19 protein-coding genes are annotated in these 22145 nt (G+C 48.9%); 5 read left to right on the plus strand and 14 right to left on the minus strand.

What is annotated here, in order from left to right:
- Positions 1 to 347: 347 nt before the first annotated feature.
- Together BM058_RS07460 and BM058_RS07465 are read left to right on the plus strand one after the other, a co-directional pair.
- Complete coding sequence (locus tag BM058_RS07460) at positions 348 to 899, plus strand: GbsR/MarR family transcriptional regulator (RefSeq protein ID WP_090926405.1); 552 nt, start codon at positions 348 to 350, stop codon at positions 897 to 899.
- Positions 900 to 1018: 119 nt separating this feature from the next.
- Positions 1019 to 1540 (plus strand): nitroreductase family protein, encoded by a 522-nt coding sequence (locus tag BM058_RS07465; RefSeq protein WP_090926406.1) that lies wholly within the window; start codon positions 1019 to 1021, stop codon positions 1538 to 1540.
- A gap of 635 nt (positions 1541 to 2175) precedes the next feature.
- Here the strand turns inward: BM058_RS07465 and BM058_RS07470 are convergent.
- The 6 genes from BM058_RS07470 to BM058_RS07495 form a co-directional block, all read right to left on the minus strand.
- Positions 2176 to 2997: a carbohydrate ABC transporter permease gene (locus tag BM058_RS07470; RefSeq protein ID WP_090926407.1), complete on the minus strand. Its 822-nt coding sequence runs from the start codon at positions 2995 to 2997 to the stop codon at positions 2176 to 2178.
- The gene (locus tag BM058_RS07475) at positions 2994 to 3929 is read right to left on the minus strand and encodes a carbohydrate ABC transporter permease (RefSeq protein ID WP_090926408.1); all 936 of its coding nucleotides are present in this window, start codon (positions 3927 to 3929) and stop codon (positions 2994 to 2996) included. The genes BM058_RS07470 and BM058_RS07475 overlap by 4 nt, the downstream gene beginning before the upstream one ends.
- Before the next feature lie 91 nt (positions 3930 to 4020).
- Positions 4021 to 5361 (minus strand): ABC transporter substrate-binding protein, encoded by a 1341-nt coding sequence (locus BM058_RS07480; protein WP_380713227.1) that lies wholly within the window; start codon positions 5359 to 5361, stop codon positions 4021 to 4023.
- Between the two features lie 106 nt (positions 5362 to 5467).
- On the minus strand, positions 5468 to 6871 hold the full coding sequence (locus BM058_RS07485; RefSeq protein WP_090926410.1) for a response regulator transcription factor: 1404 nt from the start codon (positions 6869 to 6871) through the stop codon (positions 5468 to 5470).
- Positions 6868 to 8325: a sensor histidine kinase gene (locus BM058_RS07490; protein ID WP_245736887.1), complete on the minus strand. Its 1458-nt coding sequence runs from the start codon at positions 8323 to 8325 to the stop codon at positions 6868 to 6870. Before BM058_RS07490 ends, BM058_RS07485 begins: the two co-directional genes overlap by 4 nt.
- On the minus strand, positions 8322 to 9290 hold the full coding sequence (locus tag BM058_RS07495; RefSeq protein ID WP_245736888.1) for a sugar-binding protein: 969 nt from the start codon (positions 9288 to 9290) through the stop codon (positions 8322 to 8324). Before BM058_RS07495 ends, BM058_RS07490 begins: the two co-directional genes overlap by 4 nt.
- A 154-nt stretch (positions 9291 to 9444) precedes the next feature.
- On the opposite strand from BM058_RS07495, the gene BM058_RS07500 reads away from it, so the two are divergent.
- Positions 9445 to 9921, plus strand: coding sequence for a DinB family protein (locus BM058_RS07500; RefSeq protein ID WP_090926411.1), 477 nt, complete (start codon positions 9445 to 9447; stop codon positions 9919 to 9921).
- A 651-nt stretch (positions 9922 to 10572) separates the two neighbouring features.
- Here the strand turns inward: BM058_RS07500 and BM058_RS07505 are convergent.
- A complete protein-coding gene (locus tag BM058_RS07505) occupies positions 10573 to 11517 on the minus strand; it encodes an agmatinase family protein (RefSeq protein ID WP_090926412.1) in 945 nt (314 codons plus the stop codon).
- Between the two features lie 268 nt (positions 11518 to 11785).
- Here BM058_RS07505 and putP point away from each other — a divergent pair, with 268 nt between their 5' ends.
- Complete coding sequence (putP, locus tag BM058_RS07510) at positions 11786 to 13288, plus strand: sodium/proline symporter PutP (protein ID WP_090926413.1); 1503 nt, start codon at positions 11786 to 11788, stop codon at positions 13286 to 13288.
- Between the two features lie 220 nt (positions 13289 to 13508).
- Here putP and BM058_RS07515 read toward each other — a convergent pair whose 3' ends face one another.
- From BM058_RS07515 to BM058_RS07540, 6 genes are all read right to left on the minus strand, one after another.
- A complete protein-coding gene (locus tag BM058_RS07515) occupies positions 13509 to 14501 on the minus strand; it encodes a LacI family DNA-binding transcriptional regulator (RefSeq protein ID WP_090926414.1) in 993 nt (330 codons plus the stop codon).
- Positions 14502 to 14522: 21 nt separating this feature from the next.
- Positions 14523 to 15563 carry an aldose epimerase family protein gene (locus BM058_RS07520; protein ID WP_090926415.1) on the minus strand — a complete coding sequence of 347 codons (1041 nt, stop codon included), beginning with the start codon at positions 15561 to 15563 and terminating at the stop codon, positions 14523 to 14525.
- 17 nt (positions 15564 to 15580) lie between these two features.
- The gene (gene galT / locus BM058_RS07525; RefSeq protein WP_177195466.1) at positions 15581 to 17089 is read right to left on the minus strand and encodes a UDP-glucose--hexose-1-phosphate uridylyltransferase; all 1509 of its coding nucleotides are present in this window, start codon (positions 17087 to 17089) and stop codon (positions 15581 to 15583) included.
- Positions 17089 to 18084 carry a UDP-glucose 4-epimerase GalE gene (galE, locus tag BM058_RS07530; RefSeq protein WP_090926417.1) on the minus strand — a complete coding sequence of 332 codons (996 nt, stop codon included), beginning with the start codon at positions 18082 to 18084 and terminating at the stop codon, positions 17089 to 17091. The genes galT and galE overlap by 1 nt, the downstream gene beginning before the upstream one ends.
- On the minus strand, positions 18081 to 19265 hold the full coding sequence (locus BM058_RS07535; RefSeq protein ID WP_090926418.1) for a galactokinase: 1185 nt from the start codon (positions 19263 to 19265) through the stop codon (positions 18081 to 18083). Before BM058_RS07535 ends, galE begins: the two co-directional genes overlap by 4 nt.
- Positions 19266 to 19417: 152 nt before the next feature.
- On the minus strand, positions 19418 to 19825 hold the full coding sequence (locus BM058_RS07540; RefSeq protein ID WP_090926428.1) for an Lrp/AsnC family transcriptional regulator: 408 nt from the start codon (positions 19823 to 19825) through the stop codon (positions 19418 to 19420).
- A 123-nt stretch (positions 19826 to 19948) separates the two neighbouring features.
- Between BM058_RS07540 and BM058_RS07545 the strand changes: the two genes are divergently transcribed.
- Entirely contained in the window at positions 19949 to 20707 is a 759-nt protein-coding gene (locus BM058_RS07545) for an MBL fold metallo-hydrolase (protein ID WP_090926419.1), read from the plus strand.
- A 465-nt stretch (positions 20708 to 21172) separates the two neighbouring features.
- Here BM058_RS07545 and BM058_RS07550 read toward each other — a convergent pair whose 3' ends face one another.
- Positions 21173 to 21730, minus strand: coding sequence for a TetR/AcrR family transcriptional regulator (locus BM058_RS07550; protein ID WP_090926420.1), 558 nt, complete (start codon positions 21728 to 21730; stop codon positions 21173 to 21175).
- Between the last annotated feature and the right edge of the window lie 415 nt (positions 21731 to 22145).

A 22145-nucleotide genomic window follows, 5' to 3' on the forward strand; every position in this document is an offset into this window, starting at 1 on the left:
TATCTTCCACCTCTTTGTTTGATATAGCCAGATTCCTCTTTAAATCAGCGATTATCGTGACAATATAAAGCATCACGGCTATTATTCATAAAATTGCGATGACTATTTATACTTTACGCTACCAGGCAGAAAGTATCAAACAGCATATGAGCCGTATGTAGTTTATTTAAATCGTAAAGTACAAACTGTACGGATTTTATCTCCTTATTTCTACAAATGGCTCTTCCTATCGACAGTTTTGCTCTTTAATGCTTCGTTTTGTCTTTCAACATATGTCTGTTAAGATTTTTTTAACAAATCACTTATGACTGCAGTGGGACTAACTGATTGAAGAAAGGGGAACCACAATGGCAGAATATGAAGATGAATTATGTACGGGCTGGGACGAACTACATGGGATCCGGCACCGCTTTATATCTGTAATGGCCCAGAATATGGGGCTTTATAATATTACAGAAACAAACGGAAGATTGTACGGATCAGTCTTTTTCTCTGAGCAGCCGATGACACTTGATGACATGAGCGAAGCGCTTGAGATGAGCAAGACCAGCATGAGCACCGGGGTACGGCAGCTGACGGAAGCTTCCATGCTGACACGCGTCTGGGAAAAAGGAGTGCGTAAAGACCTATATACTGCAGAAGTAGACTGGTATCAATCGTTTACTTGTATCTTCGTCAACCGCTGGCGGGAAGCAGCCGACAACAACCATAAAGCTGCAATCGATGCCAGAGATCAGCTGGACCAACTTCAGCAGAAAGCAAGGGAAAGCAGACTGCAGGAACAAATCGGCTATGATCTGGAGAAACTGGATTACGCCATTCATTACTACCGATGGCTGGATGAGGTCATAACTCTTTTTGAAAACGGAGAAATATTTGAGATTGTACCTAAGAAATAAAGGGAACAGTATCCTCTGATCTGTTCCCTTTATTTCTGTTTTTAAATATGCTTTTTGTATGTATATTATGTTATGGTGAAAGACATAGAATTTCTTATACAGAAAGGGGCGGCTTCTGCTTGGAATTACATGAAATTATTCAGAACCGACGCGAAATTACCAACTTTAAAGACACACCCATTCCAGAAGATAGCATGCAGAAATTAATGGATGCTGCTGCTCTTGCTCCTGCCGGCAATAATCTTCCTTCCCGTGAATTCATTGTCGTCCGCAGAAAAGAGACATTAGCACGTCTTGCAAAGACGCCGGCCACTGTATCCTGGGTGGAACACGCAGCGGCTGCTGTTGTGGTCACCGGCAGGCCGGATGTCAGTAAGTACTGGCTGCAGGATTCCTCCATTGCCTGTGGATTCTTGTGGCTGGCTGCTGTAAACGAGGGGCTTGGCGGCGCATTTGGGGCTGTATATCATGCTCAGGATGCCGGGGAAACAGAAAAACGGGAAGCACACGTGCGCGGTGTTCTGGATATTCCAGCAGACAGACATATTACCGCCATCCTCGGATTCGGCTGGCCGGTTTCCCACCCCGGAGCCAAAACACCTCCGGAAAACAGTGAACTTCTGCATGACGAAACATTTTAAGCGTAACGATAGAAAAGGGGCTGTATTAAAAGCCATTAAACGTTAAGGCATCCGCTGCAGGCGGACGCTTGCACTCCAGAGCACAAGGGCGACATCGGTTCGCCGGGCTCACCGTGTCTTCTTTGCACTCCGGAGTACAAGGGCGACATCGGCTCGCTGGGGCTCACCGTGTCTTCTTTGCCGCGGGCAGCGCCTCAGCTACATGGTGGTAAAGGAGGATCGGCTAAGTTCGGCACGTCCTGTGCCGGCGCCCGTCACAGGACGTGACCGGTTTTAGCCGGCGAACTGCTAAAATGGAGTCGCCGCCTTCCGCTCCTGCCCGTGATTCCATTCTCTTTATCAAAAGAAGAGTCTGGGACAGAAGAACATGAGGCGGTAGATAACACGAATGTTCCGGGTCACTTATCAAAAGCCGTATAAAAGCGGAGCTAAAATGCTTCGTCTCCTGCGGGAACAGCACGAGTCTCAAGACCCCGCAGGAAGCGGTTTTCTTCCGAGGAGGCTTGAGCCGTGCCCGCGGAAAGCGAAGCATTTTGGCGCAGCGGCTTGTCTCAGCAACGAAAAATACCGAACGATTTCAAAAAATTGTTCGGTATTTTTCTATCTTATAGAAGTTTTGTCCCAGACTTTTCTGCTTACCCTTTCACTGAACCCGCGAGCAGTCCTCTTACGAAATACTTTCCAAGCAGAATATAGACAAGCAGCGTCGGCATAGCAGCAAGAAGTGCGCCGGCCATCTGTACGTTCCACTCCACAATCTGACTGCCGGACAAATTCTGCAGAGCCACCATGACCGGCTGACTGTCCGAGTTGGTAATGGTAACAGCAAACAAAAATTCATTCCATATATTCGTAAACTGCCAAATGGCAACAACAACAAAGCCGGTAATCGAAAGCGGAATCATGATTCTTCTGAAAATCCCGAGAAATCCTGCGCCGTCTATTTTTGCCGCTTCAATCATGGTGTCTGGAATACTTGCGTAGAAGTTGCGGAACATGAGGGTCGTAATAGGGAGACCATATACAACGTGGGTTAAAATAAGCCCCCAGATCGTATTGTAAAGATCAATCGTGCGCAGAAACTGAATAAGAGGGATTAAAATACTCTGGTAAGGAATGAACATTCCAAACAACATGAGCGTAAACAACAATTCAGAACCTTTAAACTTCCACTTCGACAGTACATATCCATTCATGGCTCCAAGAAGAGCCGAAAGCAGCGTGGCCGGAATAACAAGATAGAAACTGTTCATCACATTTGGAGCAAGTTCCATAAACGCCCGGCCGTAGCTGCTGAAATCAATACCAGAGGGCAGTTCCCACATCGTACTTAACGATACCTCTTCAAGCGGCTTCAGACTCGTCACGATAATCACGTACACCGGGGATAAAAAGACAACAGCCAGAGCCAGCAGTACCGCGTATTTAAAGATATTCGTCCAACGAAGAACTGTCATCGGTTTTCCCCCTTCCGGTTATACCAAAGATACGGCACGATGAAGACCGCAACCAGTACCAGCATAATAATCGCAATCGCCGCCCCTTGCGCGTAATAGTTTCCCCGGAATGTCGTCTCAAACATATAAACACCCGGTACATCGGTTACAAAGTTAGCTCCCGACCCTGTCATTGCATAGACGAGGTCGAAAATTTTCAGCGAAATGTGTGCCATAATAATAACGACACTTACGGTTATCGGCATCAGCATCGGGATAACCACTCTCCGGTAAACCTGTCCTTCACTTGCTCCGTCCACACGCGCTGCTTCCCGGAGTTCCTCTGGTATTCCCCGGAGACCGGCAAGATACATCGCCAGCGAAAAGCCGGTCATCTGCCAGACTGCCGCAATCACAACAGCAAGGATGGCCACCGGCAGACCAAACTCGATCGCCCCCCACTGAAATCCAGCCAGAATATTTGTATCCGTGTACCATCGCGGCTGTATGCCAAATACTCCAAGAAACTGATTGAAACCAGTGGAAGGGTTCAGAAGCCACTGCCATACCACACCGGTAACAACAAACGACAACGCCATCGGAAACAGAAAAATATTACGAAATATCGATTCCCCTTTCAACTTCTGATCCAGAAGAATGGCTGTCCCCATACCGAGCACAATAACCATTCCAATGAAAAACAAGGTGAAAAAAAGCGTATTCCGAAGGTCCGCCTGAAAGCGGAAGTCACTGAATAAATACAAATAGTTCGATAAGCCGGCAAATGAAAAGTCAGGGGTCAACGTGTTCCAGTTACTAAACGAAACGTACCCCGTCCAGCTGATAAATCCATAGACAAACACGGCAATCAGAATCAGCGAAGGAGCAAGAAAAGCCGCCGCTGTCCACTGATCCCGCGTGATACGTCTCCTGCGTACCGTTTTTCCAGCCATAACAATCCTCTCCTGATACAATCCTGATTTCTTCCTGCGATAAGAAAAGCCCGGCCGTTCTCAGCAGAAGGGCCGGACCCTGTACAGCATGTTATTCCTGCGAACGGGCACTCTCCAGTGATTGCAGCAATCGCTCTGTATCCCCTTGGGTCACAAAGATATTTACTGCCTGATTGGCTTTGGTCAAGTATCCTTCTGATGCAGCCGACCCGTGGGCGAGACTCGGTGCCAGGCTGGCTTCCCGGAAATCTTCAATTGTATCTGTTCCGTACTCATCGTAGTTGCTCTCATCGGCGTCCACCCGTGCCGGTATCGAGCCTTTCAACGGATTGAACGTGTCCTGCCCTTCCACCGAGCCAAGCAGCGCGAGGAATTGCTTCACCTGATCTTCATTCTCCACTCCGCTTGGAAGTCCGAATGTGTCCGAAATCACCATGAAGTTCCCTTCTGTTTCCGGAAAGGCAAAGTAGCCGAAATCTTCGTTTACTTCCATCTCCAGATCGTTACTGAAATAGCCTTTCGCCCAGTCCCCCATATTAATCATCGCTGCCTCCCCTTCGCTGACAAGCTGCGCAGAATCCTGCCAGTTCCGGGACGCATGATCTTCATTGACGTAGCCGAGCATCTGTTTAAACGTTTCAGCCGCTTCTACCACGCGCTCATCATCAAACGCAATCTCTCCGTCCCAAAGCGCCTGATAATCTTCAGGTCCGAGTGTTCCAAGCAGAATATTTTCAAAGATCTGTGTAGCTGTCCAAGCCTCTTTATCTCCAAGGGCAAGTGGTGTCACACCGGCTGCCTGCAGTTCATCAGCAACTTCCATGAATTCTTCAAAAGTCGAAGGCGGCTCAAGACCGTTCTCTTCAAACACACTCATGTTATAAAAAATGACGTTGCCGCGATGAATGTTGACTGGTACCGAATAAATATTCCCATCCTGGCTGACCATATCTATCAGCTCTCCCGGAAATTTGTCCATCAACCCTTCTTCTTCATAAAAATCGTTCAGCGGTTCCATCTTATCCGCGGCCACCCAGCTCTGGTTCAGCTCTTCGCCGGCATGAACCTGGAAGGTGGAAGGCGGGTCATTTCCCTGCATCCTCGTGGCAAGCACCGCTTTAGCATTCGTTCCAGCCCCTCCGGCTACGGCTGCATTTTCCACCGTTATGTCCGGATGCTCTTCCTGAAATAAATCAATGAGCGCATTCAATCCGGCTTCTTCCCCAGCGCCGGTCCACCAGCTGAAAATTTCAAGATCCGCCTCGGAACCATTTCCACCGGACGCTTCTTGACTTCCGCCGCTTTCTCCGGTTTCACCAGTCTCCTGTTCTTCTTCTCCCCCGCTTTCTGTCCCTGAATTCTCAGCTCCACAGGCCGCCATCATCATAATGAGCCCCAGCAGTCCAATCCAAAGCATTCCTTTTTTCATGATTCTCCCCCTTTTCGAGCGAAATTATGATAACGCTTACAAATATAATTATAAAGGGTGACAGGCTGTTTCTATAAGATAAACAATCTGTACATTCTTATGAATATCTTCATTTTTTTAAGATGCTGTTCTGATACTGTTTCGGAGATAGAGAGTAGTGTTTTTTAAACACGCGGCTGAAATAGTTTGGATCTCTATATCCGACCATATAACTTATTTCTTTCAGGCTGTATGTCTGCTTTTTCAAAAGCTCAACTGCTTTTTCGAGTCTTTTCCGGGTAACATAGTCCGTCAGGTTCTCCCCCATTGTTGTTTTAAACAACTGCGAGAAATAGGAAGCACTTATTCCTGCATGTGCCGCCGCATCTTCGAGCGTTAACGAAGCTGCAGGATTTTCATCAATCCATGCTTTCGTCCGCTGCATCTTATCAAGGGAGCGGTAGTACTGCCGGACTTTGATACAGCTCGACCGAATCAGTTCAAACCAGTCGTCATCGCTTTTCATCCGGTGCGGCTCTTCTTCCGGTCCATCGATACGTCTGTCACGGAGTATCTGCTTGATACTATAGTACAGTTCCTCTGTCTTCCTGTTTTTCTCCGACGCCTCCATCAACTGCAGCACGTACGGCATGGCCTTTTGAATATCAGCTTCCTTTACGGCTTCCCGGATTTTATCCAGCGTGTTGTGCGTATCATTTTCAAACGAACCTTCATTTTCCTTTTTTTTCTGAAGGTGAACGAGGGCTTCCACATAGGAGCGGGATAGGTTTCCGCCCTTCCCGGACAGCTTTCCTGTCCCAATCAGAAATGAACCCCCGCGTTCGCGCTGGATTCTTTTTTCGAGCCGCGCTGGTTCATTTAGAGACAAGCGTGAACTGCTTATCATACATACGATGACCTGCTGTCCCTCTTCCTGATTTACAATCACGTCATCCGATGTCCATCTGTTCAGCTCCTCAGCAGTTAAAACAAACGTTTGATGATGTTCTTTTTCGATGACGAGAAAAAAACCGGATTCCATTTCCGGATACAACTCGTTCAACAGGCCGTCTGTCCCTGGTGTATCGTGAATGATATAAGAGAGCAGAAGCTGCTTTGCGCGTTTTAGATTATGCTCCTCCTGCTTCCACTGCTTCCTTTCTTCCTTGATATCTTCCATAACCCGGCGGACTGCTTCCACGGTTTCTTCTTTTTTGCCCGGTTTCAGGATATATTCCTTCACCCCCAGTTTCATGGATTTCCTGGCATAATCAAAAGAATCGTAGGCTGTTACCATAATGAAATGAACGGACGGGAGAAACGTCTGAATTCGTTCCACGGCTTCCATCCCATCGATTCCCGGCATTTTAATATCCATCAGAATAATATCCGGTTCATGCTTTGCTGCAAGCTCCACCGCCATTCTCCCGTTTACTGCTTCTGCGGTAACGGAATGCGAGGGAAACTGTTCTTCCAGAAACCTTCGCATCGCTTTACGTTCCAGCATTTCGTCTTCAGCGATCATAATATTCATCCTTCTCCTCCTCCCGCGGCACCCGGCTCCTGTTTTGGCAGATAAAGCCGGATTCTGGTACCTCTGTTTTGTACCGACGTCATCTCCATTACCTTGTCCGTCTGGTAGAATAATTGCAGGCGCCGGCGTACATTCACCAGACCAAGCCCGGTGGAATGCCCGACATGATCATCATCCGGACGGTCCGGGTCAAATATATGCTGCAGTTGATGCTCTGTCATGCCAATCCCGTCATCCATCACTTCCACCACCGCCTGTTCTGCTTCATTATTGATTTGAACAGTTATCGTGCCCCCTTCTTCCAGCGGCTCTACTCCGTGAATGAAGGCATTCTCAACAAGAGGCTGCAGAACCAGCCGCGGCACACGTACAGACAGCGCATCCTGATCCATATCCATATGAAAGGCAACCCTCCCCTGAAACCGCGTTTCCTGGATATGAAAATAACTTTCCACCGCGTTCACTTCTTCTCTCAAAGCCACCGACTTATCAATGTTTCCCAGATTATACCGAAGGAGCACTGACACAGACTCCATCAGCCTCGATGTATGATCCGCCTCTTCCAGATAGGCCATCTTTGAAACCGTATTCAACGTATTGAATAAAAAATGTGGATTTATCTGATTCTGCAAATGTTTCAGTTCCAGTTCCTTCATTAAATGGTCCATCTCTGCCTTTTCTTTCATTTCTTCCACGTACATACTGATGTCTTCACGCATCTGATTAAACGTGTCACCCAGCAGTTTCATTTCATCACTGGATTGAATACGGACTGGTTCTCCTTCAAAATTCCCTCCCGACACTTCTTCTGCGGCTTCGGAGAGCTGCTGCAGCGGCCGGTTTAATCCGGCTGCGAACCAGAATGCAAAGAAGACCGCAATCATAACTGTCGTCAGAAACAAAAACATCGTAAAGATCCCAAACGCTTCTTTTCTTTGCTGCAAATCCGCATAGAACTGTTGATATTCTGTCAGTTCCCTATCAATGAGAGTCAGCGTATTCTCCTGAATATAAGAGGCTGTGTTCCGCGTTTCCTGCAGATAAGCGGTGTAGCGCTCAATATCGTCCTGAAGAACAAAACCGACGGTAATCTCACTGTTTTCAATTAAAGAGTCAATCAGATTCAGATAATTCGACTCCTGAATTTCACCTTTTGCAGCCCCGCTTTCCTCCAGCTTGGCCGCCTGTTCGCTTAAATCCGTACGGCCGGCATAATAGGCGTTCAGATTCTCCTGCGATGGATCGCGGACATAAGCGTTGGTATCTTCATAAAGGGCATCGGCCTGCTGGGAGATCGTGTTGAAAAGAAGGAAGCGTTCAAAACTGGTATTATATTCATCCATCAACCGGCTCGAACTGATATATATGGAAACGGAAACAATATGGAATAATAAAATGAATACAAAGAAATAGAAAAGGAGTTTCCCCCGTATGGAAGTGAAAATAGTCTTCAAGATGCCACGTCTCCCTGCCGTATGACTTTTGTCTTCGTGTGTTGAAGCGGCTCGGTATATCCATTTTCAAGCACGTCGATCATAACTTCGATTCCCTTTTTCCCCATTTGTTCCGGGTACTGGGCAATCGTTGCATCCAATCTGCCCTCTTCAATCAGTGTCATCGTTTCCGGCAGAATATCAAAGGCCAGCATAAACGGCCTCTCCCCTACCGTAATATCCTCCACGCCCTGTACCATTCCGATTCCATCCAGCGCACTTGTGCCGAATAGGGCATTTATATCCGAATGCTGTTTTATCATCGTGTAAGCAGCTTCTGCCGCTCCCACTTCAGAAATGTTGGATTCGCGTACATCGACAACTTCCACTCTGTCCCGCCCTGCCACCGCTTCCTCAAATCCTCTGATCCGCTCCTGTTGATTCAGCGATTCCAGATTTCCTGTAATAATACCAACACGCTGTCTTCCTTCTGTGGCCCGAAGCATCTCCTCACCAGCCAGACGCCCTGCTTCCACATTGTCCGTTCCGATATAGGCACGTCGTTCACTATCCGGACGGTCGCTGTCGACGGTAAGAACCGGAATCCCTTTGTCTTCAGCCTTTTCCACAAGCTCCCTGAATCTCGGACCAGGAAGACCCTGCGTCAATATACCATCCACCTCGGCGGCAATCATCTGATCCATCGTGCGGAGCATCTCCCCGCGGTCCGCTTTTTCCGGTCCGATGCTCTCCAGGTAGATATCATGTTCCTCCGCCGTCTGCTGTGCGTGCTTTTCAATCATCCTCCAGTACTCATTGCCGGTTTCCTCAACTAACAGAACGACGTGGTAGTCATACTCCTTGGATAACGTTTCTGTCCCCTCCACATAGAACGTTTCCTTGCCGTAATAAAGCATGAATAAAAAGCAGATTCCAAATACTAAACCTCCTCCGGCGTATAAAACGGTTCGTCTTCCCCCGATCATCCTGTTCCCCCTCTCTTTTTTTCTGTCTATCTCATTCTTTCGACAACCCCTGTCTTTTTCCTTCTTTTTACAAACGAACGTTCGCTTTTCATTTCTGTTCGGTTCTTTCATACTGAAGAAAGGAATGGATTATACGACATAAGGAGGAGTACACGTGGATCCATCTTTTTTAATACAGGGGTTATACGGGAGGGCAGCACACGTTGCACCGCCGGAGATTTTTGAAGGACTGGATTGGAAAAAGGCAGGGGAAAAGCCGGAAAACAGCCCCCATTCGGTATGGGATATGCTGTTTCATATGACGTGGTGGCAGGATCACCTGCTGCAGATGCTGGCAGGGCAGCATCCGCCTTATCCGGAACATAACCAGAGCACGTTTCCGGACTCCTCTCTGCCGGAGAACGCAGAGCAGTGGAACAGCACGCTGCAGCGGTTCCGGGACGGGTTGAAGGAAGCAGAACGTGAAGCCCGAAAGGAACTGGAAGAAACCGGCTTTGATGACAACGGGACAACGAGAGGCGAATTGATGATGGACTTGATTACCCACAACAGCTATCACGGTGCGCAGGCCGCCCAGATCCGGCGGACGACCGGAACCTGGCCCCCGCCCTCCGGAGGACAGACATGGTAAATCCACCCTTTTAAACCAAATGAGAGACGAATTGTCCGCATGTGACGTACTTCTACAGGATAATGACATTCAGAGGCGAGTTGATTGCCTTAGGACTATTCATCCCTCTTTTCCTGCAGCGGCAGGCGCTCGTTGCTGCGTCGACCCGTTCATTTTCCCGCTAGCACACAGCCTCGATTCGTTCCTAATGACGTTTACGGGGGCACGGAGCCCTCTAAAGTGCTTTCGGCATCCTTCCTAGTGACGTTTAGGGGTACACCGGGGGCTCTAAAGTGCCTCCGACGTCATGCCGAACGACGTTTAAGGAAGCACGGAACCCCCTAAAGTGCCTTAGAAGCCATTGAACGTCCGTCCCCCAACCTGAACGCAACAAACAAACGTCTGCATTTTTCTGCATCTGTACTGCCAGAGCTGCTCCCTTTTCCTCCGTTATACCAACTGACGTCGTGGTCACACCGCGGAGCAGCTCAGGTGCGGTTTCGATTCCGGCAAACGGGGATGGAACGGCCAAGGTCCGTCGGCTTCAACGAGCAGCTGATCCGGTAGTATCACAGCCGCAAGCCGTGCTCCAGGAACGAAGAATGCCGGACGATTCACTTAAGAATCGTCCGGCATTCTTCGCTTCTTTTAAAGATTTTCTTCCAGAGACTTTTATTTACGCTGTTCCTGTCTTCGTTTGGCTTCTCCTGCCAGCACATAGAGAATAATGTTGGAAGCTGTGTGCGCGGAGAAACGGTTCACGTCCGTTTCCGGATAGACTTCCACAAAGTCCATGCCGGCGAGACCTTTTTTCCCGAATTCATGAATAAGCGTCAGTAGTTCATACGAGGTCAGGCCGTTCGCATCCGGCGGTCCGCCCGGGTTGAACGCGAAGTCGAGCACATCGCTGCAGATAGTGAGATACACGACATCGACATCGGTGGAAGCCTGCCTGTAAATCTCATCGGCCATTTCGTAAATACTGCCGGCTTCACGGATATCACGGGTCGTGATCGTCACGGCACCGGCGTCTTTGGCGTAGCGCCCGGCTTCGGGTTTGTTGCGCGGCCCGTGAATACCGGAATGAATCAAGCTCTCGTTACGGACGCCTTCCAGCTCATAAAGACGGGCAAACGGTGTGTTGCGCGCGTATTTCTCATTGCCGTGTGCGGGCATATTGTCATAATGTGCATCCAGATGAATGATACCGACTTTTTTGCCCTGTTCTTCTACGAGTCCTTTAATGATCGGATACGTAATGCTGTGATCGCCGCCGAGTCCGATTGGAAAAACATCTTTGTTCCACAAGTGATTCCGCGTGAAATCGGTGATCCGTCCCATCGTTTCTTCTGAATCGTTCCAGTTGATCGTGACATCCCCGATATCCCCGAGCGACAGATGATCAAATACGTCAATAAAATCAAGTTCCGGGAGAAAACCAGAGTACCTGCCGGACGCGAGCCGCATCGATTTCGGTCCGAGTTCACAGCTCGTATAATCGCCCCATGTCACGCCGCCTTCCCATGGAACTCCATAAATAACAGCATCGACTTCTTCTGCATCGTTCACTTTTTTGCTATGTAGAAAACCCGGCGTATTGCCGTACACATATTCCATCGTCACACCACCTGCTCCTTTCCTGTCTTTCTTCATTTAAGTGTAGCGAATACATATCCTTCGTGCAAATACCATAATCTATCCTTATATTGACGTTCTCATACGATTTCTTTACGATGGAACACACGCTGAAGCGGTTCAAATCAAAGGAGGAATGCAAAATGGAAACTTTTACGTTCTGGACATGGTTCTGGATCTTTTTCCCGATGCCTCTGCTTGTCATCTGGGCCATTCTATCTTACGTGAAAGAGAATGGAGGGAATAAATCATGAGTCCTGTTTATGTCACGTTTGGCTTATACCTTTTATTATTGCTTACGGTTGGTGTCATTACATACCGGATGACGCATTCGATGTCGGACTATGTTCTCGGCGGCCGGAAATTAAACAGCTGGGTGACAGCATTTTCGGCACAGGCCAGTGACTTCAGCGGGTGGCTTCTGCTCGGCCTGCCCGGCGTAGCGTATGCCTCCGGTATGAGTGAAGGAAGCTTATTTCTGGCCATTGGTCTTGCTGTCGGTGCTGCGTTCAACTGGCATTACGTCGCCAAACGCCTCCGGAATTATACATACACCGCAGGCGATTCCATTACCATATCGGAATTTTTCGAGAACCGTTTCCGCGACCAGTCCCACCTTGTCCGCATGGTCTCGGCTGTCTTTATTGTGATTTTCTTCATGTTCTATACTTCTTCGGGGCTCGTTGCCGGCGGTAAGCTGTTTGAAACGACATTTGGTTTTGATTATACGACCGCCCTCACCATCGGAGCGCTCATTATTTTTGGCTATACCTTTCTCGGCGGCTTTATTGCCGTGAGCTGGACAGATTTTATTCAAGGATTTCTCATGTTCCTTGCGCTTCTCATCACACCGATTATTGCCATCCAGCAGATGGGAGGTTTCGGCGAAATACTGGCCAGGCTCGGACAGATTAATCCGTCGCTTCTTTCTATCGGTGAAACGGTACAGTTCAGTTTTCCTGATAATATATTCTGGGAGTCCACCGGCTCCATATCCTTTATTGCTATTATCTCTTCCCTTGCCTGGGGCCTGGGCTATTTCGGGCAGCCTCACATTCTGATGCGTTTCATGGCTATCCGGAGCGTAAAAGACATTCCAAAATCGAGACTGATTGCCATTATATGCGGTCTCGTACTGCCGCTTTACGGCTCCCTTCTTGTGGGGACGGTCGGCATTGCCTATTTTGGACCGGAGAACCCGTTAAATGACCCGGAACAGGTATTCATTGAGCTTGTTCAAATGACATTTAATCCATGGATTGCCGGAATGCTTCTGGCTGCAGTGCTGTCTGCGATTATGAGCACCATCGATTCACAGCTGCTCGTTTCGTCCAGCGCGCTGATTGAAGATTTTTACCGGGTGTTTATCCGTAAAGACGCCTCCCAGAAAGAACTCGTATGGGCGAGCCGGACCGCTGTCTTTCTTATCCTGTTGATTGCCTTTATTCTGGCCTTTAATGAAAACAGCACCGTGCTGGAACTGGTGTCGTATGCGTGGGCCGGATTCGGAGCGGCGTTCGGACCGGGACTGCTTTTCTCCCTATTCTGGAAACGCACCACCATGCCGGCAGTCGTCACCTCGATTATACTGGGCGGCGGAACCGTCCTTCTCTGGGGATTCACCGGCTCCGATCTGTATGAACTGGTTCCCGGCTTTCTGCTTGCTTCCCTTGCGATTGTCGTGATCAGTCTGCTTGGCTCCAAACCATCAAAAGAGGTAATGGATGAGTTCGAACAGGTGAAAAACATGTAGAAACGCTGTATTCCATACCAGACGCCGGACGTGTTTTACAGCCATTTTCCCTCACAAAGTGTCTGGTATTTCCTTATTAGAACCATTCCAGCGTCCAATTTGTCCATAATACAAACATGAGAGACATGTTGAGACGCTTTCTACCGAAAAAATGTCCACTAAATCATTTTAGTGGACATTTTTATATACAGAATGACTGTAAATTTCCCTGCGGTCAGGGTCAGCGGCTGGTCCCGCGGAGTGTCAGGGTGGTGGCAATCTCTACTTTCTTGGCGACGGTCCGCTCTCCGCAGAGTTGTTCCTGGATCAGGTCAACCGCGCTTTCCCCCATTTTTTCCGTGTATACTTTCACGGTGCTGAGCGGGGGATACATGTATTTGGAAATACTGACGTCGTTCACACTGATCAGACTGATCTCCTCCGGGACCTGCACACCGTTTTCATGAAGCACCTGCAGGCACCCGACCGCCATCGTGTCATTGGCGCTGAACACGGCATCCGGCAGATTGTCCCGATGTTCTTCGAGCATGCTTTCCATCAGTTCCCGCCCGGATCCGACGGTGAAGCTGCCGACATAAAACAACGCTGGATCATACAAACCCCGCTCCTTCAAAAAGGATTGAAACGTCGTTTCCCTGGCGTCTTCAATCGGTTCGGATGCAAGACGGTACGTTTCGCGCCCGCCGATGTAACCAATCCGCCGGCTGCCTTCGTTCAGAAAATGCTGCAGTCCCTTTTTCGCTGCCTTTTCAAAGTTCACCGTCACAGCATCATACCACTCGCTGTCCGGAGAAGAATCGACAAACACAATAACAGGACTGACATCTGTCAGCGCCTCCGCCTGTTCTGTGCTGAATTTCCCAACCGCGATAATACCGTCGGTTCCACCTGGTTTCTGCCGGATAAAGTCGTCATAGACATACTTCACGAACTGAATACCCTGCGTTTGACAACGTTCTTCCACCCCAAGCCGGATGGACATGTAATAAAGGTCTTCCAGTTCTTCTTGTTCTGTGTACCAGTGCACGACCGCGACAGAAGCAGAAGCGGGCGCTTTTCGCTTTCCTTTTTTATAGTCCAGCTCTTCTGCTGCTTCAAAAATCTTTTTTTTCGTCGATTCTGTCACTGACAATGATTCATCGTAATTCAGCACCCGTGACACCGTCGCGAGGGAAACCCCGGCTTTTTCTGCAATATCCTTGATGGTGGCCATGTCTATGAATCTCCTTTTTCACTATATGGCGAACGAAAAGGTGGTGACCGCTTTATAGGTTTCTCCCGCCTGCACGAGACAAGTCGGCCGGCCAAGTTCCCGGAACGCTTCCGGCAGGCGCTGGGTTTCAATACAGATTCCTGCGTACGGTTCTCCATCTCCCTGTTCCAGTTCGAGGGTGCTGCTGAGCTTATTACCGGTATAAATAACGGCTCCAGGCTCTGTTGTATCCACTTTCATCGTACGTCCACTCTCTTCTTCTTCCAGGTAAACAGAGCGCCCGCTGTCTTGATCAAATACAAAAAAATGATCAAAGCCACCGCCTCCTGTATCGATCTGCGGGTGATCCGCACCGAGAACTTCGGCGAGACTGGTCTCCTCTCTGACATCAAACGGCGTTCCCTCTGCCGGAACGAGCGTGCCTGTTGGAATCAATTTATCATCAAGTTCAAACACAAATTCCACCGGCGCCTGAAGCGTATGAGCCGCGAGTCCGCGTTTTTTGTCTCCACTTAAATTAAAATACGCGTGGTTCGTGAGACTGATCCACGTCGTCCTCTCCGGAATGGCTTCGTATTCGATCGTAAGGTTCCCTTCCCGGTCCAGGGTATACGTTACCGTCACCTCCACTCTGCCGGGATAGCCTTCCTCTCCGTCTACACTCTGAAGCGTAAACGAAACAGAAGGCTCCCCGCCATCGCTTTTCACCTCATAATTCCAGAAGCGGTGGCTGAATCCGGTGGAACCACCATGAAGATGATGATCTCCTTCATTCAGGGACAAATGGTGGATTTCATCTCCAAGCTGCAGGCGGCCGTACGGTATTCTTCCTGCCACGCGTCCAACCACAGCACCAAGGAACACGCTGTCCGTCCGGTAATCGGCCGGGTCGTTGTAGGCGAGGACAACATTTTCAAGCCGGCCGTCTTTGTCCGGAACGTACAGTCCGCGGAGCCTGCAGCCAAAATTCAGCACATCGGCACGCATTCCCTGTTCGTTCTCAAGAGTGATCTGAATCAGCGCTTCCCCGTCCCAGTGATCAATGGTTTCTTCTTTAATCATCTTCGATTTCCCTCCTGCTATTTCGTATCATTAATCGTCTGCAGCAATGCATGAATACCTTGTTTCCCGTCTTCCGTACGTTTGAACACTCCGGCATCCTCCAGCACCCGCAGAAATTTCCTGCCTGTTTCTTTTTCCACGATATCCGCCGCTTCCGCTTCGTCTTCCACCGGCTTATGCGCCGCTTTCATCTCCTCGGCCCAGGCCTGGTGTTCTTCTGCGACCGTTTCCTTCCTGCCTAGAAGGTACTCTTCCACTTCTTTCAGATCACCCGCCAGACGTTTTGGCAGTACCGCGAGCCCCATCACTTCAATCAGACCGATGTTTTCCTTTTTGATGTGGTGCACATCTTCATGTGGGTGGAAAATGCCCATCGGATGCTCTTCATCCGTCCGGTTGTTCCGTAGAACAAGATCCATCTCAAACGCTCTTCCCCTCCGCCGGGCAATCGGGGTGATGGTGTTATGCGGCGTTTCGCCGGTATGGGATAATATCTTACGCCCAGGATCATTATACGATGTCCACACATCCAGAATGTGACTCGAAGCGCTCACTAACGATGCCGGGTTATCCGACCTCAGCCGCAGCACCGTCATCGGCCACTGGACAATCGAAGCCTGGACGTCCGGATGCGCATCCAGCGGAAATGATTCATCATCGGGGGCTTCGGCAAGCGCAAAGTCATAACGTCCGCCTTGATAATGATCATGGGACAAAATGGAACCGCCGACAATCGGAATATCTGCATTGGAACCCATGAAATAATGCGGGAACCTGCTGACAAAGGAAAGCAGCCGCTGAAACGTCTGTGTCCCGATAACCATATCCCGGTGTTCCTCAGATAATAGAATACAGTGTTCCGGATAATAGACATAAGGAGAATATTGAAGATACCAGCGTTCTCCCTCCAGCGGCACACGGATGAGCCGGTGGTTGGAACGCGGAGGGTGTCCAATCCTGCCGCCGTATCCCTCATTTTCCATGCAGAGTACACAGAGAGGGTAAGAAGCTTCTTTTTTCAGCTCTCTCTCTTTTTCAATCTCTTTCGGATCTTTTTCGGGCTTCGACAGGTTGATCGTAATATCAAGCGTGCCGTACTCCGATTCTACCTCGTAGTGGACATTTCTTGCGATCCGTTTCGTCTGGATATAGTTTGAGGACCGGCTCAGGTTGTAAAAATAATCGGTCGCTTCTTTCGGATCTTTTTCGTATTTCGCATAAAACCGTTCATTCACAATGGATGGAAGCGGGATAAATACGTTCATTAAAGACGCCTGCAGCTGTTCTTTTTCTTCTGTCATGGAACCGGTAACGCCAAGAGTTTCGGCTGCATCACTGATTTTTTCAAGAATACCCGGAATGTCTTCGTCCAGCCGCTGCGATTCATCCGGACAAAAATCATCAATGCCGAGCTTCAAAAGCAGCTGATTCCGGCAGTATACCGTATCTTCCGAGGCGATCAATCCGAGGTTTCCGGCCTGGTGGACAAGAGATTCGACCCATGCACATACTTTTTCTACAGTCATCATGAATGTCCTCCATATCCGTTTGGATTTTTGCGGTGCCAGTTCCAGGCATCCCGGATCACAGTTTCCAGTTTTGTACGCACCGGGTTCCAGCCGAGAATGCTTCGTGCTTTTTCCGACGAAGCAATCAGACGGGACGGATCGCCGGCTCGTCGTTCTCCGTTCTGTACCGGGATGCTTCCGCCGGTAATCTTTTCTGCTGCTTCAATCATTTCCTTGACCGAAAATCCTTCACTGCTTCCAAGATTGAATACATCGCTCTCCCCGCCTTTTTTCAGATGCTCGAGAGCCTGCAGATGGGCGCTGATCAAATCTTCCACGTGCACGTAATCACGGATGCATGTGCCATCCCTTGTGGGGTAATCATCACCGAAAATAGTAACCGACTCCCGCTGACCAAGTGCTGTCTGCAAAATAATCGGTACAAGATGGGTTTCCGGCCTGTGGTCTTCCCCGACCCTGCCGCTCTGCCGCGCCCCGGCGACATTGAAATAACGCAGGGAAATATAACGGATGCCGTGGGCCGCACCTGCCCATTTGATCATCTTCTCCATCCCAAGTTTCGTTTCCCCGTATGGATTCTGCGGGCGGGTCGGCGCCTCTTCAGTAACCGGCACTTCGCCGGGTTCTCCGTACACAGCGGCCGTGGACGAAAATACGATGTCACGGACACCGAATTCAGCCATGATTTCAAGCAGAACCTGAGTGCCGAACATATTGTTATCGTAGTAAGCAAGGGGTTTTTCCATAGATTCTCCAACAGTGGAGTGCGCGGCAAACATAAGCACCTGTTTGATTTTTTTACGCCGGAACACGCTTCGCATGAATTCTCTGTCCCGGATATCTCCTTCATAAAACACAGCACCTTTGGGCAGTGCTTCTTTGTGGCCGGTCCCGAGATTATCAATAACGACCGGCTGCTTTCCCTGATCAAGCAGCTGATGGACAGCGTGCGATCCTATATATCCCGCACCTCCGGCAACAAGAATACTCATTGTATCACTACCTCTCCCTGTAATCGTTTAGCGCCGTCGCCTGCCTTTGCTTCATAAATAGCGGGGGCGTATCCGATAACGGCTTCATACTGCTTTGCGACATGATCCCGGAATATATCTGCTTTTTTCGTTTCCACCAGCGCGATGGCACATCCTCCAAAGCCTGCTCCTGTCATCCGGGCCCCGATCACACCATCCTGTTCCCATGCTGCTTCCACGAGCGTATCCAGTTCCGCGCCTGTCACCTCGTAATCATCCCGAAGTGATACGTGGGAAGCATTCATCAATTCTCCAAATCCGTCCAGATCACCGTCTTTCAGTCTCTTTAACGATTTTTTCGTACGGTGGTTTTCGTACACGGCATGGCGGGCGCGCCGGATCTCTGCTTCACCTTTAATATGCCTCTTCCATTCTTCAAACTCATTCGGCTCCAGCGAACCGAGAGCTTCGATATCAGCATATTGTTTCAGATTTTCAAGCGCCGACTCGCACTCCCTGCGCCGGTCATTGTATTTTGAGGAGGCCAGGGTGCGTTCTTTGTTTGTATTCATAATCATCAGTGTATAATTTTTTAAATGAAGAGGGGCGTATTCATAGAGAAGAGTCTGGCAGTCGAGCAGGATGCCGTGATCGGCTTTCCCCATCCCAATCGCAAACTGGTCCATAATACCGCTATTCACCCCGATAAATTCATTCTCTACTTTCTGTCCGAGTTTCACGAGTTCAACCCGGTCTATCTCAAGATTGAACAGATATTCCAGCATCACCCCGGTTACAAGTTCAATGGAAGCCGAAGATGACAATCCTGCCCCGTTTGGTATATTCCCGTAATACAGCACATCGATACCGCCTGAAATGTCCCAGCCCGCTTCGAGCAGCTTATACATCATGCCTTTCGGGTAATTCGCCCAGCCATCGTCTTCTTCATATTCCAGACTGTCCAGGCTCATCTCAATTATGCCGCTTTCAGGCATATTCTCAGAATAGAGCCGTACCTTCCGGTCGCTGCGTCCGGCAGCAAGCGCATAGGTTCCTTTCGTAATCGCACATGGAAAAACATACCCGCCGTTATAATCCGTGTGCTCCCCGATCAGATTAATGCGGCCCGGCGCAAAAAACAATTGTATGTCCTTGTCTCCAAACTTTTGTGTGAACGCTTTCTTCAAATCGTTTACCTGCATACCGTTTCTTCCTCTCCCTTTTCCTTTCTTTCATCTTACGGGTTCACCAGGTAAAATTTCAAGTAAAATTTTAATTATTTTTACTAAAATGGGTCTTCTTTTTTCCAAACGTGCAGCTCCTGCCCCTTCAGGAACTACCCTTTTCATTGTTGTTACTTGCTGACAACGATCGATAACTTGTAATTGGCGTGTTCCTGCAGGCTTTCCAGAAATGTATCCACATGCTCGTGTGATGGAAACTTACATTCAAGCAGGTAACAGCCGTCACCACTTATTCTATAGTTATTAATAATATAAGGGTCCTGTGTCTGAATGAAAGAAAGATACGGCTTATGAGCTGTGTGGATGATAATATGCAGGAAAACGTGGACAGGATACCCCATTTTGGCATCATTCACCTTCACGGAATATCCTTCGATTACCCCGTTTTCCTCAAGTTTCGCCACCCTGTCCGACGCTGCCTGACCGGTCAAATGAACCTTTTCTCCAAGTTCTTTCATCGTCATCCGGCTGTTTTGAGACAATTCATTCACTATATGATGATCCGTGCGGTCCACTATTTCTCCTCCTTCTTTCTTTACATTTTCAAGTGCATCCGTTGTCATACTTGATTCGTTCTATGTATACAGCCCATCCTTATCCCTTATAATAAATCCAGATTGAATAAAAGGAGGCCTTTAGTCATGAACATACAACTTATTCGAAACGCAACACTGCACATCGACTATGCGGGCAAGTCGTTTCTTATCGATCCATTTTTGTCCGAAAAAGGGGCGCAGCCTGCCTTTCAAAACGCACCGCGCGAAGACCAGAATAATCCTTTAGTGGAGCTGCCTGTTTCGGTGGAAAATGTCATCGATGTCGATGTTGTTATCGTAACACACCTCCATCCCGACCACTGGGATCAGGCGGCTGTCGATGCGCTGCCTAAGGACATTCCGCTCTTCGCCCAGAACGAAGAAGACGCGGAACATATCCGTCATGAAGGGTTCACCCACGTTCACGTACTGCAGAAGAATTCTTCCTTTGAAGAAATCCAGCTCGCGAAAACCGAAGGAGAACACGGACGCGGGGACATCGTAGACATAGCCGGCCCTGTATCCGGTGTCGTTTTCAACCATCCGGATGAAAAAACACTGTACATCGCCGGGGATACCGTCTACAACGAGTACGTCAAAGAAGAAATCGACACGCATCAGCCGGACGTCATTGTAGTCAACGGCGGCGACAACCAGTTTAATGAAGGCGGGTCGCTAGTGATGGGCAAAGAAGACATTTATGAGGTACACCAGGCTGCGCCTGCCGCCTATATCATTTCCGTCCACATGGAAGCTGTCAATCACTGGACCCTGTCGAGACAGGAGCTGAAAGACTACGCCGAAGAAAAGAGCTTTGCTTCCCGCCTTGCTGTACCGGATGATGGACAAACATACTCCCTGTAGGAAAAATACGTATGAAAGAACGGTTTATCGTTCCTTCATGCGTATTTTTTATTGGTACGCCTTTTTTGACAGAGGCTCGTCCGGTGCGTACCAGCCAAACTTCTGCGTTTACCTGCCGAAGACGGCCATTTACATGCCAAATGAAGATTAATACTTTCCGAATGTAAAGATACAAGCCGACAAAGCGCAGATACATGCCAAGTCATGCGGTTTACATGCGGAACAGAAGCCGTTACGAGCGAACCCCGCTGCATGGATCCCCCGGCGTAATTACTTCCGATGCTTTTTCTTGAGAAAACCGCAAACAAATAGACCCGGACGATTCATCCAGGAAGTCGGCAGCACCAGGTAAAGCACCTTCCCATAAGAATCGTCCGGGTCTTATTTATCTTTGCATGTCCGTTTTAAAGAACATTTTTCGAATCCGCTTTCACACTCTGCTGCAAAGCACAACACACAACTGTCTTACGATGTATGCTGGACCAGCAGTGTTTCTGCCATAGAAATGGAGTACTCTGTCGCTTTTTCTGCACCTATCAACGTTGTCATGGAAGTTGTCCCTTCGAGAAGCAGTGTCAGTTGATTTGCTAAATCGCGTTCGTTATTTTTCCCTTTCTCTTCAGCCAGCTGCTGAAAATACCGAAGCAGCTTAAATTTGTGTCCCCTTGCAATGTTTTCAATTTCATTATCCATTCCCGCGTAGTCCTCAATCGCCCGCAGGAACATATCGCCTTTGTAGGACTGCTCCTTCAGCCAGCGGCCGTGAGCTTCCACGGCGGAAATGAACGGGGACTCTGAATTCACTTCCACATAGGAATCCAGGTAGGACCAATAACGTTCCTCCCGCTGCCTCAATACTTCTTCCACGAGATTATCTTTGGAAGAAAAATGATTATACAGCGTCATCGTGGCAATATCTGCCTCACTGATGATTTGCTTCAGACCAACTCCGCGAAATCCATACTCGTAGAACAGTCTTTCAGCTGTTAAAAGTAATTTATCCTTTTTTGCAGATCGACTCATATACTATGCTTCCCCTTTTTTTAGAAAGAACAACCTTTATGCTTCAGATTATCAATCAATGATGTGACAGTCAAACCTATTCTCCTCATTGTCTGCGTCAAGTTTTTCTCGGTAAGCCTGAAAGACGGCAGTTTCCGGCCCTCTCTTATTGTACACCGTGAATCTCCTACCGCGCTCCGCTTGGTGGCCTCGCCGGAAGGTCTGCTTTCTGGCGAAAACAGACCTTCCAGCGAGGGTTAGGAAAGGCTCTTTACCATATGGCCCATCGCTGTGGAATGGGCGGCATGCAGCGGTATGACACCGGCTGTCGTCCCGTTGGATGCCCGGGCCGGGTCCCGGAGAATATCGGTCATCCGTACCATGCGGGCCCATTGACGCTGCTGCCTTACCGAGCGCGGTTGATATCGATGCAGAT

The organism is Salibacterium qingdaonense (assembly GCF_900114715.1).
In the GTDB taxonomy this organism is placed as follows: Bacteria; Bacillota; Bacilli; order Bacillales; family Marinococcaceae; genus Salibacterium; species Salibacterium qingdaonense.